The sequence below is a fragment of the Cellvibrio japonicus Ueda107 genome, from assembly GCF_000019225.1.
GTDB lineage: Bacteria > Pseudomonadota > Gammaproteobacteria > Pseudomonadales > Cellvibrionaceae > Cellvibrio > Cellvibrio japonicus.
On record NC_010995.1, the window covers coordinates 2,111,098 to 2,127,107 of the forward strand.

A 16,010-nucleotide genomic window follows, 5' to 3' on the forward strand; every position below is an offset into this window, starting at 1 on the left:
ATGAAATCTCTCACGGTCAAGTCGGGGCTAATGACAGTCCTGTCCCGGTTAGAGGGTCGTGAATTCACCGTCGACGACCTGACAGAAACCTACATAAAGGATCCGCTCAGTCTCCACCAATCCAAAAAAGCGGCACGCCAGTTCGTGTACCGCAATATGCTGCGGCTGATCAGCGCGGGTGATATGACCCGGGTCGTAGTGGATTCTGGTTGGCCGCTGTACCGGCTGACCGCCCAATTCTTTAAACGTGTACCTCCATCCGAGACACCGCTAGCCATAACGCCGGAGATTCAGGTGGAATCACCACCGAAAGAGGACCCGCGCCAGCCCCTTCAAGAGCGTCTGAGGCGGCATAAATTGGAAATGCTGTCGGCAATGGGAGAGACCGAGGAATACGACGCGATTTGCGCAGAGATGCCTGAGTTACGCGATGAAATCCAGCCCCTTTATAACGAGTCGCGGGACAAATGTTCCAAACTGCTCGGACGGGTCAAGGCCCTGGAAAGCCTGTTAGCCCGTGAAACGGGATCACCATGATGCGCTTGCGTGGTTGGCAATCTGCCTGTGTTGAAAAAGCGTTAACCCAATTTCGTCGTGGTGATAATCACTTTCTGTGTCTGGCTACACCCGGCGCCGGAAAGACCGCGATGGCTGCGACCCTTGCACAACGGTTACTGGTGCTCGGATTGATCGATCTGGTGGTGTGTTTTTCGCCCTCGATTATTGTGGCCTCGGATTTCCAGATTAGCCTGCAAGCGCATACGCAAGCGCGAATGGATGGACTGATCGGCTCGCGCGGCTGCTCACTGACGTATCAGTCGATGTTGCACCTGGACGACGGATTTTGGGAGCTGCTACAGGCTTACCGGGTGTTGGTCATCTTTGATGAAATTCACCACTGCGCCGGGGACAGTGTGGAAAACGCCAATGCCTGGGGTGAAAAAATCATCCGGCATATCCAGGGACGCGCCGCCTATACACTGGCACTCACCGGAACACCCTGGCGTTCCGACCGAATTCCCATCGCGCTTTCCCAATATTGCCAGGAGAACCGAATTCACTGTGATTTTGTCTACGGACTGGCCCAGGCTATTCGGGATAATGTCTGTCGCGCACCGAGTATCACCCTCGTGGACAATGATCGCATTGTGGTGAAACACGGCGATAAGACCGACCGTTACTCTTCCTTCGCCGATTTATTGAAGGAATCCGAGTGTTCCTACCAGCAATTGATCGATAACGATACCTTGATTGTGTATTTGCTCAAGCAATCGGCCAAAAAGTTATCGCAGGTGCGTAAGCACCATGCTACGGCCGGCGGTCTGATTGTCGCGGCATCGGTGGATCACGCCCATAAAATCGCCGTATTGCTCGAACGCCATCTCGGCCAGCGCGCCTGCATTGCGACCTACCTGGAAGACGATGCTCACGCGGCGATTGATGCGTTTCGCAATAACACCGACCTCTGGATTATTTCGGTGGGCATGGTGAGTGAAGGAACTAATATCCCGCGCTTGCGGGTCTGCTGTCATTTAACGCGGGTCAAAACCGAATTGCATTTCAGACAAGTATTGGGGCGAATTCTGCGTATGGAGGCCCAGCCGGGAGAGAGTTATTTGTATTTACCGGCAGAACCTAACCTTGTGGAGTACGCCAATCGGGTGGCCGAAGAAATACCGGCATCAGCAACTGTTCGCCGCGAAACCATGCCACCTCAGGACGATGGAATTCCCGTTGTCATTAAAATGGATGAGCCGCCGACACCGATGTTGGACGCCGGGGAAATCATACTGGAGAATCTTCTTGCGCCCAGCGCCTTTGCAGATGATGGTGGGTTGCAACCGATTCACATATCCTTGCTCGCCCAGTCTTACGACACCACGATTAATATGTTTGGTCGCTTTCGCCAGGAGTTGCTGCAGTTGCACCAGCTTTACATACCGGAGCCCAATCGCCCCTTGTCGTAACCATGAAAGCCCGATAGCCTCAGTCCTGATTTAAACCACAGTGGACAACCTATGAGTGATATTGATCGTTACATCCAGGCGGCCACGCGGGACAACACCCGCCGCAGCTACCAGAGCGCGATCGAGCATTTTGAAGTTGAATGGGCCGGTTTTTTACCGGCGACAGCCGATAGTGTGGCGCGATACCTCGCGAATTATGCCGGACAGTTGTCGACCAGTACGCTCAACCAGCGTCTTGCAGCGCTGGCACAATGGCACCAAGGCCAAGGTTTTCCCGATCCCACCAAAAGCCCGCTGGTAAAAAAGGTAATGAAAGGCATCCAGGCATTGCATCCGTCCCGTCCCCAACAAGCAAAACCCCTGGTGATCACACAGTTGGAATGCATTGATGGAAGTCTCGCACAACAGCTCGACGCTGGCGCGACCCGGACGCAACAACTCAGAATTCTGCGTGATCGAGCGATACTGCTTCTTGGGTTCTGGCGGGGTTTTCGCAGCGATGAGCTGAGCCGAGTCTGCGTTGAACACCTGGAGTTATGCCCGGGTGAAGGCATGGTACTTTATCTACCCCATACCAAAACGAAGTACGTGGGAGCCACGTTCAAGGTGCCTGCCTTGCAACGATTATGTCCGGTCGAGGCCTGCCATACATGGCTTATGGCGTCGGGCCTGACGCAAGGGCCGTTGTTTCCCGCTATTGATCGCTGGGGTCACCAGGGGACGAAATTCATGCACCCGACAAGTTTCATTGCAATACTGCGGAACCTCATCAATGGAGCCGGTATTGCGAATGCCGATCAGTTTTCCAGCCACTCACTTCGCCGTGGCTTTGCCACTTGGGCCAACGCCAATGGTTGGGACCTGAAAGCCACCATGGAATACATCGGCTGGAAGGATGTCCGCTCCGCCATGCGCTACATCGATACCGATCCGTTTGCCACCAGCGCGCTGGCGCTACCTTCCTAAGAACAAACCACCCATTGCAATTGTTCTCTTTTCAATCGGCTATCCCGTGAGGGATCGTCCATAGCCTTTCTCATTTTTGGATCTTTGTATGATTTGGATCACGGGATGATCAGTCGTCGTGTGCTGCATTTATCATCCTTTGGTAGATTGTATGAAAAAAATTCGCTACATTGATCCAGTCGCACTATCCAGGGATGAAGTCGAATAGCGGAAAATGCACCAAATGCGTGCATTTTTTGGATTGTACACACGAAAATAGCGAGATTAGGGGGAGAAAGCGGGAGGCAATGACAGTAAGAGCGACCTTCGATACCTACGAGACGCTGTTAAAAGCGTACGACTATTTTAATGAAGCACTCTTCGGTGGGCAACTCCCGGAAGTGATCATTACGTATCATCGTCAGCGTAAAGTCATGGGTTATGCCTCGATTGGGCGGTGGGTGAATGCTCAGCGCCAGTATGTCGATGAACTCGCGGTCAATCCAGAATATTTCGCCAAATATCCCTTGATCGAAATCTGCCAAACCCTGTGCCATGAGATGGCGCATATCTGGCAAGCCCACTTTGGCAAACCCGGCCGACGCGGTTACCACAATATCGAGTGGGCCAAACAAATGACCCGGATTGGCCTTATGCCATCCTCCAACGGGCTTCCCGGTGGTGAAAAAACCGGGGAATGGATGATGGACTACGTTATTTACGACGGTGCCTTCCACCGCAGTTGCCAGGCATTGCTCGGCAAAGGTTTTATGTTGCCGTGGGTAGATCGCTACCCGGTCCAACGGCTCGCGGTACCCATCCTGGTCTATGATCTCCAGGGGCATGCCATTGAACTGGACGCCGGGTTGTTCAGAAAACCTGGACCATCCCGGCTGGTGGCGGCGCGCACCGCACCCGTGATGGCCACAGCCACCCTGATGGCCGCGCGTGATCTGCCACCCGGTGATGATGGAGATTCAGAACTTCTTCTGGCAGATTCGGCGTCCATTGGGACGGACTCGTTTGTTCCCGCCGATACGCCGACACCCGCCCAATGGGAGGGCGTGTTCCAGCGGGACGATGTGGATGAGGCCGAACAGCAGCTCATCCGGGAAATATTCGATTCCAGGCCACGGGCCAAATCCGGCCGCATCAAATATTGTTGCAAAACCTGCCATATCCAGGTCTGGGGCAAACCCGGTCTGAATATTGAGTGTGGGGATTGCAAAAAACCGCTGCTGGGAGAGACCTAGACCTCACTAAATTTTTTATAACACCCGTACATTTCACACTCCGCTAGTCCACTAACGATGCAAGGAGTGTTGTATGTCAGACAAGTCAGATATCCAGATATTCCACGATAGTCCTCCCACGTTTAAAGCCAATGATCGAAAGCGCTATTTCTACGCCGATGAAAAATTCGGGCGAGAAGTATTAGCGACGATTCGCGGTGATGCCAACAAACTGTACATCATGCTTGCCTACGGATACTTCCGTGCCACTGGGCAGTTTTATGACTCTGCCAATCAAGCGGATATTGATTATCTGAAAAGCAAATTCACACTGAATGGTGTTTTTAATTGGCAGGAATACCGTCCACAAACACGGGATCGCCACCGCCAACAGATCATGCAGCAGTTGGGTTATACCGCCTTTCAGGCGGCCAATCTTGATCCCTTGCACACACTGATTCGAAATCTTGTGCGCGGGCAAAAAAATCCGGATCGCTGTTTTGAGGAAGTGTGCCGCTGGCTGTTTGACCATCGTATTGAAACCCCCGATTTTATGACGGTGAAAAAAACCGTTGATACGGTGTATGACGAACACCTGGCGGAGCAGGTGAAAAAAATCACCCGGACACTCACCAAAGAAAATGGCATCGTACTTGATCAATTGTTTGAAAAAGTGCCGGAGTCAGGCGACCAATGGCAGGTGCATCGACTGACATTGCTGAAGCGATTCCAGCAGTCCATCCGGCCCATGAAAATCAAGGAAAACAATGAGGCCTTCGATGTACTGAAGCCGCTGTACGATATTTGCAAACCCTTGGTTGAAACGCTTGATTACACCCACGACGGGCTTAAACATTTCGCGGCGCGGGTTAACAAAAAACAGGTTTTTCAAATTAAACGGTTGAAGGATCCTGCGCGCTATCTGCACCTGTCCACGTTTGTGGTCCACCAATTCCGGCAATTGGAAGACACGATGTCGGACACATTGATGGCCGCCATTACCGCAGCGCGCCATGAGGTGGAGCGCAAAGTTAAAGACGAATATTTTTTGCAGCGCAATACCCATACGCAACATACCCGACGCCTCGTTGAAGACACCGGTCAATTACTCAAAGTGGTGCACGCGTTGCGAGAAACCCTGGACAGCCCCACCTTAAGTGATACGGAAAAAGTGAAGCGCGGCAGAAAATTACTGTCACCGGAAAAAGTTGCCGGTGAAGAGATCGCCACGCACGTTACCGATGTTCAGCAAGATCTCTTGCGCGTCAGCGGACAAGCGTTAACCATGCGCTTTTATGAAGAAATTTCACTGAAACTGCAACGCAAATGCAATGACATCGTATTGCGCCTGGAATTTAGCGCTGACAACAGTTGTGCGGCACTGTACAGCGCCATCCAACGTTTTAAACAAACCAAAGGCAATATTGATAATAAATTCCCGATCAGTTTCATGACGAAATCCGAGCAGGGTTTTGTAGAGACCGACAAGGTCATTAACAAATCACTCTATAAAGTGCTGCTGTTCATGCACATTGCCGATGCCGTCAAACGTGACTCCCTCAGTATCGTGGATTCCTATCGCTACAAAAAACTGGATAAATATCTTATCTCTCCGGAACGATGGGCAGCAGACCGGCTGTATTTGCTTACGCAAGCCAACATGCAGGACTTTGCCGACGCCAATACCGTATTGGATACCCTTGCGTTGCAATTGGATGCCCAATACGTGGAAACCAATGAGCATTTTTTGGAAAACAAAAATGATTACATTGAATCGGATGGCATGGGTGGTTACAAGCTGACATCCGAGCGCAACACCTCTGGCGAAAACCTGGCATTGACGCAAACACTCGATGTGGACATTCTTCCGGAGGATGTGCTGATTCCCATTGCGGAAGCAATCCACACGGTCAACATGGCCACTCACTTTCTGGATGAGTTTGAGCACCAGGATCACGCTTACTTGAAAGAGCGGCCAGCGGATCGGAATTTTTATGCGGGCATCATCGGCATGGGTGCGCACATGAATACGCGGCGATTGGCAAAGCTGTCGCGCGATATTGAAAATTCCGTTTTACAATCCATTTATGCATCCTACTTCAACCTTGAAAATGCCCGGCGCGCAAGTGATGCCATTATTCGATTTGTAAACAAGCTGCCGTTGTCCCAGCTGTTTCTCACTGAATTTGGCCTACAAACGTCCAGTGACGGACAAAAGTGGAAAGTCTCAAAAGAATCGTTCAATGCAAATCATTCGTTTAAATACGGTGGAAGGGATATTGTGCTTGCAGAATACTCCTTCATGGATGCGCGGTGTCTGTTTCCCCACTCGGAAGTGATTAGCGGCGCTGAGCGCGAAGCCCATTACATGATTGATGGTTTACTGCGAAATGAGGTGGTCAAATCCGATCTACATTCAACCGATACCCATGGCTACACCGAAGCTGTATTCGGCGTGACATACTTACTCAAATTCTCCTTCGCGCCACGTATTAAAAATGTGCATCGGCAACACCTATATGCCTTTAAATATCCCTCCGTTTATAAACAGAAAAAGTTCATGGTCTTGCCGGAGAAGCGGCTTGATATCGAGTTGTTACGAAAAAACTGGGACGATATTTTACGTCTCGTGACCTCTATCAAACTGGGGTAAGTCACAGCCTCACAAATTTTTAAACGGCTTAATTCGTATGCGGAAGATGAAAATTTGTTATACCGATCATTAAAGGAATTTGGCCGGATTCCCAAATCCCTGTACATCCTGCGTTACATTGATGATCCAGACCTGCGTGACGCCGTAATGAAGCAATTAAACAAAGGCGAATCCGGCAATCGATTAAACAAGGAACTTGCGCTGGGTCGCCTTGAATATACCCAGTCGTTGAAGGAAGAGCAGGCGCTTGCAGAATCCTGCAAACGGATCCTGAAAAACGTTGTTGTCTGCTGGAATTTTATGTTTGTGTCGCAACGGCTTTTACACGCGCGATCGGAGCAGGAGCGGGCTGCCATTCTGCGAAAAGTAAAATCGTCCTCCTTGTTAGCCTGGGAACATTTTAACTTTCATGGTCAATTTGATTTCTCGGAAGCGACGTTACGGGACTCACAACAGTTCGACTTTAAAGGGATGATTAACCCATCTTTGATCCAGGGAGCGGAAGGGATTTAACGGCAAGACCGACCAGGCTTGAAACGGTTTCCCAAAAAAAGGTGAATCAACGCGCCGGACTTTGGGAAACCGATTCATCCATAACTCATTGAACCAGCTGCAAATTTTCAGCTATCTACGGACAAAAAATCAGTTCTGTTTAAACTTAACCTTTATATGTCGTACTGCATACATCGCTTAGTGGTAGCTTTAATAAAGCCATGGTGGAGAAGGTGGGATGTAATGATTTCCTGTCCAAATTCCAACCTGATGAATTGGCTGCTGTTGTGCAAAAACGCTTGGGCGAATATTTAAAAGCACATTCCTGAATATCATCTGTGCAACTGACAAAAAACCGGCCTTGTGCCACTGCTGTCCCATAGTTTGTAGATAAAAGAAAAGCCTGTTTTCCAAGTTGATACAATGTAAGTGCGACCAAACATTGGTAAAACAAAGGAAAACAGGCTTTGTCACATTCTAACACCGCATTTCATCAACTACTCAAACCTTTATCGAGACATGAATTTGAAGCGGAAGCTAAAAAGCATCATGTCGGCCAAAAATTGCGCTCGGCCACCCGCTGGGATCAATTTGTCGGCATGGCCATGTCGCAGCTCTCTGGCCGCCAAAGCTTGCGTGATATTCAATCCAATCTCGAAGCACAGCAGCATAAACTTTATCATCTCGGTGCCAAGCCAATAGCCCGTTCAACGTTGGCACGAATCAACGAAGTACAGCCCGCCGAACTCTACAAACACGTATTTGCTCGTCTGCTTCACCGCTGTAAATCCATGCAGGGCAAACACAAATTCCAGTTTAAAAATCCGCTGTACTCCCTTGATGCCAGCGCGATTGATTTATCGCTGTCGGTATTTCCCTGGGCGGCGCATCGAGATGACACAGCAAATGTAAAATTAAGTGTTGGCCTGAATCATGGCACCCAAGTGCCGGAGTTTGTCGCACTCAGTGATGGCCAGGAAAACGACATGATTGAGGGACGAAAATTTGATTTTCCCAAAGGCAGCATCGTTGCGTTTGATAAAGGCTACGTGGATTACCGCTGGTTTAAGTTATTGACAGATAAAGGAGTTTTCTTTGTAACCCGCTTGCGCGCCAAAGCCGTCTATCGCGTGGAAGAACGTCGCTATGCCGACAGCAGCAAAGGTATTATCAGTGATCAGGTCATTCAATTATCCAGCGCTCATGCGATCAAACGCGGCGCACCGAAGTTGCGTCGAATTGGCTATCGTGACGCAACAACCGGCAAATTCTATGAGTTTCTCACCAACAACTTTCAGCTGGCGGCGGCCACAATTGCAGCGATTTATAAGGATCGCTGGCAGGTGGAGTTGTTCTTCAAAGCGATCAAACAAAACCTGAAGATCAAAGCGTTTGTGGGCACTTCAAGAAATGCGGTGTTAACACAAATTCGGATTGCCATGATTACGTATCTATTGTTGGCATTTTCGCGTCACAGCACTAAAGCGGGATGGACAGTTCAACGGATCATGAGGGTAATTCAGTTAAATTTGTTTGAGCGTAGGAGTCTAAAAAGCATCCTGATACCGGACCCGCCGAATCATAAAAAAAGCGAGCCTCAAATGAGGCTCGCCTTATGAGTAGAACTATGGGACAGCAGTGGGCATGACGCCGCTTTTTTATTGGTGCTTTGCGTGGAGCGATTATTCCAGAGTGGGCAAAAATCGATAGCCAACGCCAGGTTCGGTTTCAATATAGCGGGGGTTGGATGGATCATCACCTAATTTAGTGCGCAGACGCGCAATAAAAATACGCAAATAATGGGTGTCTTCAACATGTGTCCCTCCCCAGATTTCACGCAGTAGTTGCTGTTGGGTAACCAGGCGGCCCGCGTTATTAATCAGGCGTTTTAGCAGCTCAAATTCTTTTCTGGATAACTTGACGATCTCACCATCCACCTTCAATTTTCGCTCTTGCAAATCAATATGGATACGCTCGTCCTGGAATTCCCTGACAGATTGATCGGCAGGGCCAAAAGCTTTAATCAAGCCGCGAATGCGTGCCAGCAGCTCCTGGATGCCAAATGGCTTGACGACATAATCATTGGCGCCAGCATCCAGTGCCTGCACAATTTCTGTCTCGCGGTTGCGTACAGAGAGAATGATGATAGGGGCATGGTAAAAGTCGCGCAGCTTTTTCAAGACAACCATTCCATCCAGGTCTGGCAGGCCTAGATCGAGAATAATCAGGTCAGGTGGGTTATCTGCCGCCATGCTCAATCCCTGGCGCCCCACCTCAGCTTCAGCAACCTTGTAGCCTTGGGCGCTCAGGCCTATGTGTAAAAAACGACGAATTTGAGGTTCGTCGTCGATAATAAGAATGTTATGCATATCATTTCCCCTTGATGCGACGAGTCTAGCAGCTATGGGCCAGTAGGGGCGGTAATAGCGCGTTAAATCTTGGCGCTGTCCTCGGGTTGCTCCTGGTGTTTCTCTTCCTGGACCAATGGCAAGGTAATCCGCATACAGCATCCAGGTGGCTGTGAAGGGCTGTAAAAATTATCGTGAATGGTGACTGTTCCTCCATGAGCGGCAATCATTCCCTGGCATATAGTCAAGCCCAGACCGCTGCCGGATTTGCGCCTGTCGCCTTTTTCCGCGGTGTGAAAACGCTCGAATACCCGCTCCCGTTCATCTTCCGGGATACCGGGCCCCTGATCGCAAATATCAATAAATATTTGTTGTTGGGTCGCATAACACCGAGCTTTTATCGGCGCGCCCGGCGGTGAAAACTTGATGGCATTATCCACAATATTAAAAATGGCCTGTTCCAATAACGCTGAATGGACATAGAGTGGAGGAACATTAGGGCTAATATCCAAAAGCAAATCGTTATTGATTAGCAACGGCTTTAGCCGCTTTTTGGTGACGCTCATAACTTCTTCAATGGTCACCCAGGCAAGCTCAAGACGCAGCTGCCCAAAACCCAGCCTGGTCATATCCAGCAGGTTTTGGATGTAACGGTTCAGGCGTTGGGCTTCTTCCAATACTGTGGTGAGCAGTTCATTGATTTGCGGCGGTGACAGTTGCTCTCCCAACTCAAGTACAGTTGAGGTCGCGCCAATCATACTGGTTAAGGGCGTGCGGAAATCATGGGAGACAGAAGACAGCAGGGCAGAGCGTAATAACTCGTTTTCCTTGGCGATTTTTTCTTTTTCCAACTCGGCCGCCAGGCGGGTTCGCTCAAGTGAAATGTTGACCTGATGCATTAACAAAACAAAAATGTCTTTGGGTAAATGCTTGAGATCCTCAACTGCAATTTTGACCAAGCCAATAATGTTGCGTGAGTTATACAGGATATAAACATCGTGAACACGCTCCAGTTCACTGATTTCCTGCTCGTAGTGGTCTGACAGGCGATGTCCCAGCAATTCTTCCAAATCCGTTTTGCGCTGATGGCTAAGTCGTCGAATCATGGGATGTGTCGCCCAGTTTTCCTGTGGTGTAATCAGCACACAACGTTCTTTCCAGGGGATCAAGGCTTCGCGCAAAGCACGGATAACATCATCGGTGTTAAGTGCTTTAGGCAGTTTTTCGAGCAACTCCAGTTCTATATCGGTCATGAGTTCTCGAAATCGTATTTTCTGTATCGTATTTTTATGCTGTGTCGTCATATATCCGACCAACACAGACGTAAATAAAAACAGCGAGGCTGTCAGCAAATCTTCGTCGTTATGAATGACAACAGAGTGGTATGGCTCGGCAAAGAAAAAACTAAATGCAAAAAAACTGGAGATTGCATTAATGATGGCTAATTCCACCGTAACATTGATGGCAATAAATACCACCATGCTGATGTATAGCAAGGGAACATTGGTTTTGGGCAGATAATCAGTAATAAAAAACGCAAACGGCGTCAGCAACCAGGGGAATAATATGCCAATAGGGTAGGCAAAGCGTTTTATAAAACCGGGTGGGGACTCAATCATGATCGCCAGAATACTCGTGAAAACAATACAAGAATCGTCAAAAACTCAAGACGCCCCAGTAACATTCCTGCGGACAGTGCATATTTGGCTGTATCGCTCAAAGGTGCAAAATTACCCGCTGGACCAATAATATTGCCCAAACCAGGTCCCACATTCATGACTGCAGTTGCCGAACCGGTAATAGCCGTCACCAGATCAAGGCCTGTCAATGCCAGGATAATAGCAATAACGATAAAACACCCCATCATGAGGAACATATAAGAAATGGACGAGGCGATAATTTCCGAGCTGATTAAGCGATTATTATAGCGGCGGCTAATAATGGCGCGGGGGTGAATGGCGGTAATAATCTGTTCGCGCATTAAACCACCAAAAATCTGTAAACGGAAAATTTTGACGCCACCACTGGTAGAGCCTGAGCAGCCGCCAATAAACATTGCAAAAAAGAAAATCATCACCGCGAGTGATCCCCAGGTTTGGTAATCAGCAGATGCGAACCCGGTTGTTGTGATGACGGAGACCAGATTAAACGTCGCCATGGTAATCGCCTGTAGGGGAGGCATCTGCTCCGAGATAATCAAATGGATACTGACGACTAAAGATGTTGAAACGATTGCCAGCAATAGCCCCTTGACCTGGGTATCTGTAAATACCCGCCAATTGTGGCTCACCACCAGTCTGACAAACAGTACGAAGGGCATAGCACCCGCAAACATAAACAGGATACAAATCCAGTGGATTAGCAGGTTGTTAAATTGGGCAAAGGAGCTATCAGCAGTAGAGAAACCACCGGTTGAGACAGTGGCCATCGCGTGGTTAATGGCATTAAACCAATCCATACCTGCCAGCCAATATAACAAAAAGCAGAGGACTGATAGGGATATATAACAGTATATGATCATGGCAATTAAGCTGCGCGCTCTTGGCATTGCCTTGTCCGACCACTCTGAGGATTCGGTTTTAAATAGCCTCATACCCCCGACCCGTAAAAATGGCAATACCACGATTGCCATACCAATAATCCCTATGCCACCAATCCAGTTAAGCAGTGATCGCCAGAGCAAAATGTCACGGGGTAACTTTTCCAATCCTGAAATAACCGAGGAGCCAGTAGAGGTAACGCCAGACACAGCCTCAAAAATAGAATCTGCCAGGGAGAGGGGATTATCGATTAATAAAAAGGGGAGTGAACTTAGCAGGCAAACGCCTAACCAGGAGCCACTGGTAATCAGGAATACCTGTCTGGGCTGCATGTAATCAAAGTTAGCCTTGCGTCCAATTAGCAGGAAAACAATGCCAACGAGGCTGGTTATGGTGGCTGAGGCAAAAAATGCTAACTGGTTATCGCTATCATCTATGACGGAGAAGGCCAGGGGAACCAGCATGAATAAGGCAAGGAGATTCAGGATTGCCCCTAAAATGAACAGGGTAGGCCCTAGTAATTTCATAATATTCGTCTATTGGCCAGGCAAAAAAGTTGCGGCATTGTAAACCTTGTCGGCGTACTAGCCTATATACCTGCCGAGTTTGGGTATATAGGCCAGGGCCAGCGTGGCTACTTGGATTGCGTTATCTCAGCATAGACCAAGGTGACATAGAGGTTGAGGATGTGGGGAGACTGCTGCATAAAAAGTGTCAGGTCACTTTCAATGCCGAAACTCATCATCTGTGAGCGGCGCTCATCAACATAGCGCTTGGCCGCACGCTCAAGAACCTGGCGGAATACCAGGGGATCATGGAAACGTATATCAGGGTGGTTAATACAATATTGGGTAAATGCATAAAGGGCTTCGACAACTGCGCTTTTATAATAGGCGGGATGTAACTGGTGTGTGAGCTGGTCAATAAGATGGGCGAAACTATCTTCACCCGGTGTCATGGAACTGCGTGTAATTTCACAATCCAGGGCATGACTGGAGCCATCCATGCCGAATACCAATATACGTGCGCACATTAAGCTGTGCCAAATATCGCGCAGGAAATTGCTATCGAAATGAGTAATCAATCCACGAGCGGTACGCCACTCCAGCCAATCTGTATCCATAGCATCGCTCAGTATGGAGTTTTCATCCTCTGTGGCAGATTCCTGGTGATGGATTTTATAGGGCGTCACGTGATTGATACCCTGGGCAAATACTTTTTTGCGTGACGTCAGGATTGTGCGAATTTTCTTGTACAGCTTGGCTGGTGATTGCAAGCCAACCCATTCAACCAGGCTGACGTCTTCGGCGTCCCCCTTGTCCATGGCACATAGCAACATAAAGTTACGTAACTGCACAGAGTGCAGACCGTCAAACAGCGGTGGGTCAGAGCGTATCAACGAACCTATGGCTGACAGGACTTCCTGGATCAGGGTGCGCTCTAACTCATCGGGAAAAAGCTTGCGGACTCCCTCAAAATAGCTGGCATTGGAAAAAGACTGGTCAACCTTGATTTCCGTAAAATTATTATCTCCAACCGTTATGACCAGGTTTCTTGCAGCCAGTAGTGTCAGGCTGTCAGTAAGATCAATCAATGAATAATTGAATTGGGCAAAACAAAAGCGAGATAGTAACCAGTAGTTAACCTTTTGGGAGCGTACAAAAATATCGCGGATCAAATCCAGCAAGCTAATGTGTGCGCCGTTAGCCCCGATATTGGAATCCAGTGAACGGCCTTTTACGTACTTGGCGAATTTACGATAGGTAATAATATCGCTTTCTGTGTAAAAGTTTTCCAGCAGGGCTCTGGCTACGGGCTCCAACAGCTCAGGGCGAATATGCCCCTCTGCATCCGCTACCTGTTCAGCACTGGTCGTATTTGTTAACGATACAATTTGGGAATAGGGGACATTCAGGTGATTGACCCGTGAAGCACGATAAGCAAGATTAGCTGATGCATAGCCGACGTATTCATATTTGTTGCGTAATTGCAAATCGCGCAAAGCATCAAATACAACACTAACATTGGGTATGGCGCTTAAGCGCTGGTCTACCATAAGAGTAAAAACAGCGACTTCTTTACTTAGCCAATTCTTGTAAATAAATTCAATTTCCCGAGTCAGGTTCTCCACAACCCATTGAGCATCGAAAAGGCGGTAGTCTTCTCGCTCGGTTTGCATCCAGGAGAGACTTAAATAAACCTTATTGTTGATTTCATAGGTTTGTGAGGTAGCCAAACTCTGTGCTCGACGACGAGGGCGCCCGGTCAATCCCAGGCTTTTATTCTCACCAACATGGGAGTACACCTCCATTAAACCAGTGGCTGAAACAACTCCCATAGGTTTAATATCTTGCAAGCTTTCTGCAATAACACCGTATTTTACTAGCTGATTTTTAATACTTTCGTTTTCTGCCAGTACCACCAAAGCAATATTGGACTTGATAAACCGGGTAGAGCGCCTGCGCATTTTCAGGGGGTCAAGGTCATCTGTGCTAACCAATCCTTCATCTAACATTAGTCCGGTTAGATAAAGGCTCTGCGCCCAAACCAAGGGAATATTTTCATTGGGCACACGCGGCTGAGAGCGCGGGCTTTTCTTTTCTGCCTCGATATTTTCCTGCGGCAAATAATAAAGCTCAGGTAGCAAACCATAGCCATCTACATGAACCATTAGGGATTCCAGTTTTTTACGATAGTATTTAGCCGTTGCATCGCTGCCATCAAAGAGCGCGGTAATATATAAATAGGTAAAAAACAGCGGCCATTCTGATTCAATATTGGCAAAATTCACTAACTCGGCATGTTCATAATAAATGCGCGAACTCTCTTCCAAAACCGTTTGATGGCCATCCCATAAAAAGCGTTTGCAACCATAGTTCCCGCCTAATTTGGTCAGGATTGAATCGCGTGTTCGCCGTGCCAGGGTTTCCTTGCCTACAGCAAACGCAGGAAACCCGATAATACTCAGCAGGGCACTATCAGTTTCCTTGGAAAGAGACTCGCGGGGAAGTAGTGAGGCGAGGGTGGTTCGGGCCAGGGAGATGGCGTCAGCAATCACATGGATAATCCCCCGTTTATCGCCGTGCTTGCCGAATACATTAAACCCATCCATGGCCTGCAATGCTGCTTTAGCCATACCCACGGAGCTGGCATTAATTTCTGTCTTACCATTATTGACTTTATTCCCGCGCTCCCAAATCCCGTAATCCGGGGTGCGGTAGGCACTTGAAATGTAATAAACGAGGTTCTGGACGAAATCCACCTCATCAGGTGTACAAACAATACGCAAACCTGATGCACTCATTTGACCCAGCATCAATAGGTAGAGGGAGGTTGCATCTATTTGCAGGTGTCCCCAGGCATCATCGGCCACAACCGGCAAGCCTGTGGCAGTGTCGTATTTGGCGTGAAGGGAATCGCGGTTATCGAGCGAATATTTGAAGGCTTCTACCTTGTGAGCCTGGCGCATCATCGCCTGTAACAAACCGCGCATGAGTTTAATGGTGGCTTGTTCTAACAGATCACTGCGATGGTTTTCTCCCTGACGGCGATATGCCAATCCCAGACTCCAGACGCAAATCACTGAATAAACATTATCGCGAACCCAGGCATCTGTGTAATCACCATGATTATTAACAGCCGTACTGGCAGGTAACAAACCGGATACCGGGTGTTGGCGGTTAAGGATTACGGTATGGATTTCAGAATATAAACGTTCCAGAAGCTGAGAGTGTTTCATAGGATCTACAACTTGCCTTATGCAAGGCGGGGCAGCGAAAAATGCAGGTATGTGCTTACTGGGAATGGCATATTTTTAATTTAACATAATATAC

Annotated in this window: 9 protein-coding genes and 1 pseudogene; 6 read left to right on the forward strand and 4 right to left on the reverse strand. The window is 48.5% G+C overall.

Annotated elements, in window-relative coordinates:
* The 6 genes and pseudogenes from CJA_RS09005 (at position 1) to CJA_RS09035 (ending at position 8,908) form a co-directional block, all read left to right on the forward strand.
* On the forward strand, positions 1–537 hold the full coding sequence (locus CJA_RS09005) for a hypothetical protein (RefSeq protein ID WP_041551378.1): 537 nt from the start codon (positions 1–3) through the stop codon (positions 535–537).
* A complete protein-coding gene (locus tag CJA_RS09010; protein WP_041552177.1) occupies positions 537–1,967 on the forward strand; it encodes a DEAD/DEAH box helicase in 1,431 nt (476 codons plus the stop codon). The genes CJA_RS09005 and CJA_RS09010 overlap by 1 nt, the downstream gene beginning before the upstream one ends.
* A gap of 51 nt (positions 1,968–2,018) precedes the next feature.
* Positions 2,019–2,933 (forward strand): site-specific integrase, encoded by a 915-nt coding sequence (locus CJA_RS09015; RefSeq protein WP_012487467.1) that lies wholly within the window; start codon positions 2,019–2,021, stop codon positions 2,931–2,933.
* Positions 2,934–3,220: 287 nt separating this feature from the next.
* Positions 3,221–4,165, forward strand: coding sequence for a SprT-like domain-containing protein (locus CJA_RS09020; protein ID WP_012487468.1), 945 nt, complete (start codon positions 3,221–3,223; stop codon positions 4,163–4,165).
* A gap of 73 nt (positions 4,166–4,238) precedes the next feature.
* A pseudogene (locus CJA_RS09025) lies at positions 4,239–7,310 on the forward strand (Tn3 family transposase).
* Positions 7,311–7,756: 446 nt separating this feature from the next.
* The gene (locus tag CJA_RS09035; protein WP_012487471.1) at positions 7,757–8,908 is read left to right on the forward strand and encodes an IS4-like element ISCja2 family transposase; all 1,152 of its coding nucleotides are present in this window, start codon (positions 7,757–7,759) and stop codon (positions 8,906–8,908) included.
* A gap of 63 nt (positions 8,909–8,971) precedes the next feature.
* Here CJA_RS09035 and CJA_RS09040 read toward each other — a convergent pair whose 3' ends face one another.
* The 4 genes from CJA_RS09040 to CJA_RS09055 form a co-directional block, all read right to left on the reverse strand.
* Complete coding sequence (locus tag CJA_RS09040; RefSeq protein WP_012487472.1) at positions 8,972–9,658, reverse strand: response regulator; 687 nt, start codon at positions 9,656–9,658, stop codon at positions 8,972–8,974.
* A 62-nt stretch (positions 9,659–9,720) separates the two neighbouring features.
* Complete coding sequence (locus CJA_RS09045; RefSeq protein WP_012487473.1) at positions 9,721–11,256, reverse strand: sensor histidine kinase; 1,536 nt, start codon at positions 11,254–11,256, stop codon at positions 9,721–9,723.
* Positions 11,253–12,704, reverse strand: a complete 1,452-nt coding sequence (locus tag CJA_RS09050; protein ID WP_012487474.1) for a TrkH family potassium uptake protein — start codon at positions 12,702–12,704, stop codon at positions 11,253–11,255. Before CJA_RS09050 ends, CJA_RS09045 begins: the two co-directional genes overlap by 4 nt.
* A 107-nt stretch (positions 12,705–12,811) precedes the next feature.
* On the reverse strand, positions 12,812–15,916 hold the full coding sequence (locus tag CJA_RS09055; protein WP_012487475.1) for a phosphorylase b kinase regulatory subunit alpha/beta: 3,105 nt from the start codon (positions 15,914–15,916) through the stop codon (positions 12,812–12,814).
* Positions 15,917–16,010 lie beyond the last annotated feature (94 nt).

What these genes read in the sequence shown, in the direction of transcription:
- CJA_RS09020 (WP_012487468.1), top strand. Translation starts at nt 3,221, where the DNA reads ATGACAGTAAGAGCGACCTTCGATACCTACGAGACGCTGTTAAAAGCG.
- CJA_RS09055 (WP_012487475.1), bottom strand. Translation starts at nt 15,916, where the DNA reads ATGAAACACTCTCAGCTTCTGGAACGTTTATATTCTGAAATCCATACC.
- CJA_RS09015 (WP_012487467.1), top strand. Translation starts at nt 2,019, where the DNA reads ATGAGTGATATTGATCGTTACATCCAGGCGGCCACGCGGGACAACACC.
- CJA_RS09005 (WP_041551378.1), top strand. Translation starts at nt 1, where the DNA reads ATGAAATCTCTCACGGTCAAGTCGGGGCTAATGACAGTCCTGTCCCGG.
- CJA_RS09010 (WP_041552177.1), top strand. Translation starts at nt 537, where the DNA reads ATGCGCTTGCGTGGTTGGCAATCTGCCTGTGTTGAAAAAGCGTTAACC.
- CJA_RS09050 (WP_012487474.1), bottom strand. Translation starts at nt 12,704, where the DNA reads ATGAAATTACTAGGGCCTACCCTGTTCATTTTAGGGGCAATCCTGAAT.
- CJA_RS09040 (WP_012487472.1), bottom strand. Translation starts at nt 9,658, where the DNA reads ATGCATAACATTCTTATTATCGACGACGAACCTCAAATTCGTCGTTTT.
- CJA_RS09045 (WP_012487473.1), bottom strand. Translation starts at nt 11,256, where the DNA reads ATGATTGAGTCCCCACCCGGTTTTATAAAACGCTTTGCCTACCCTATT.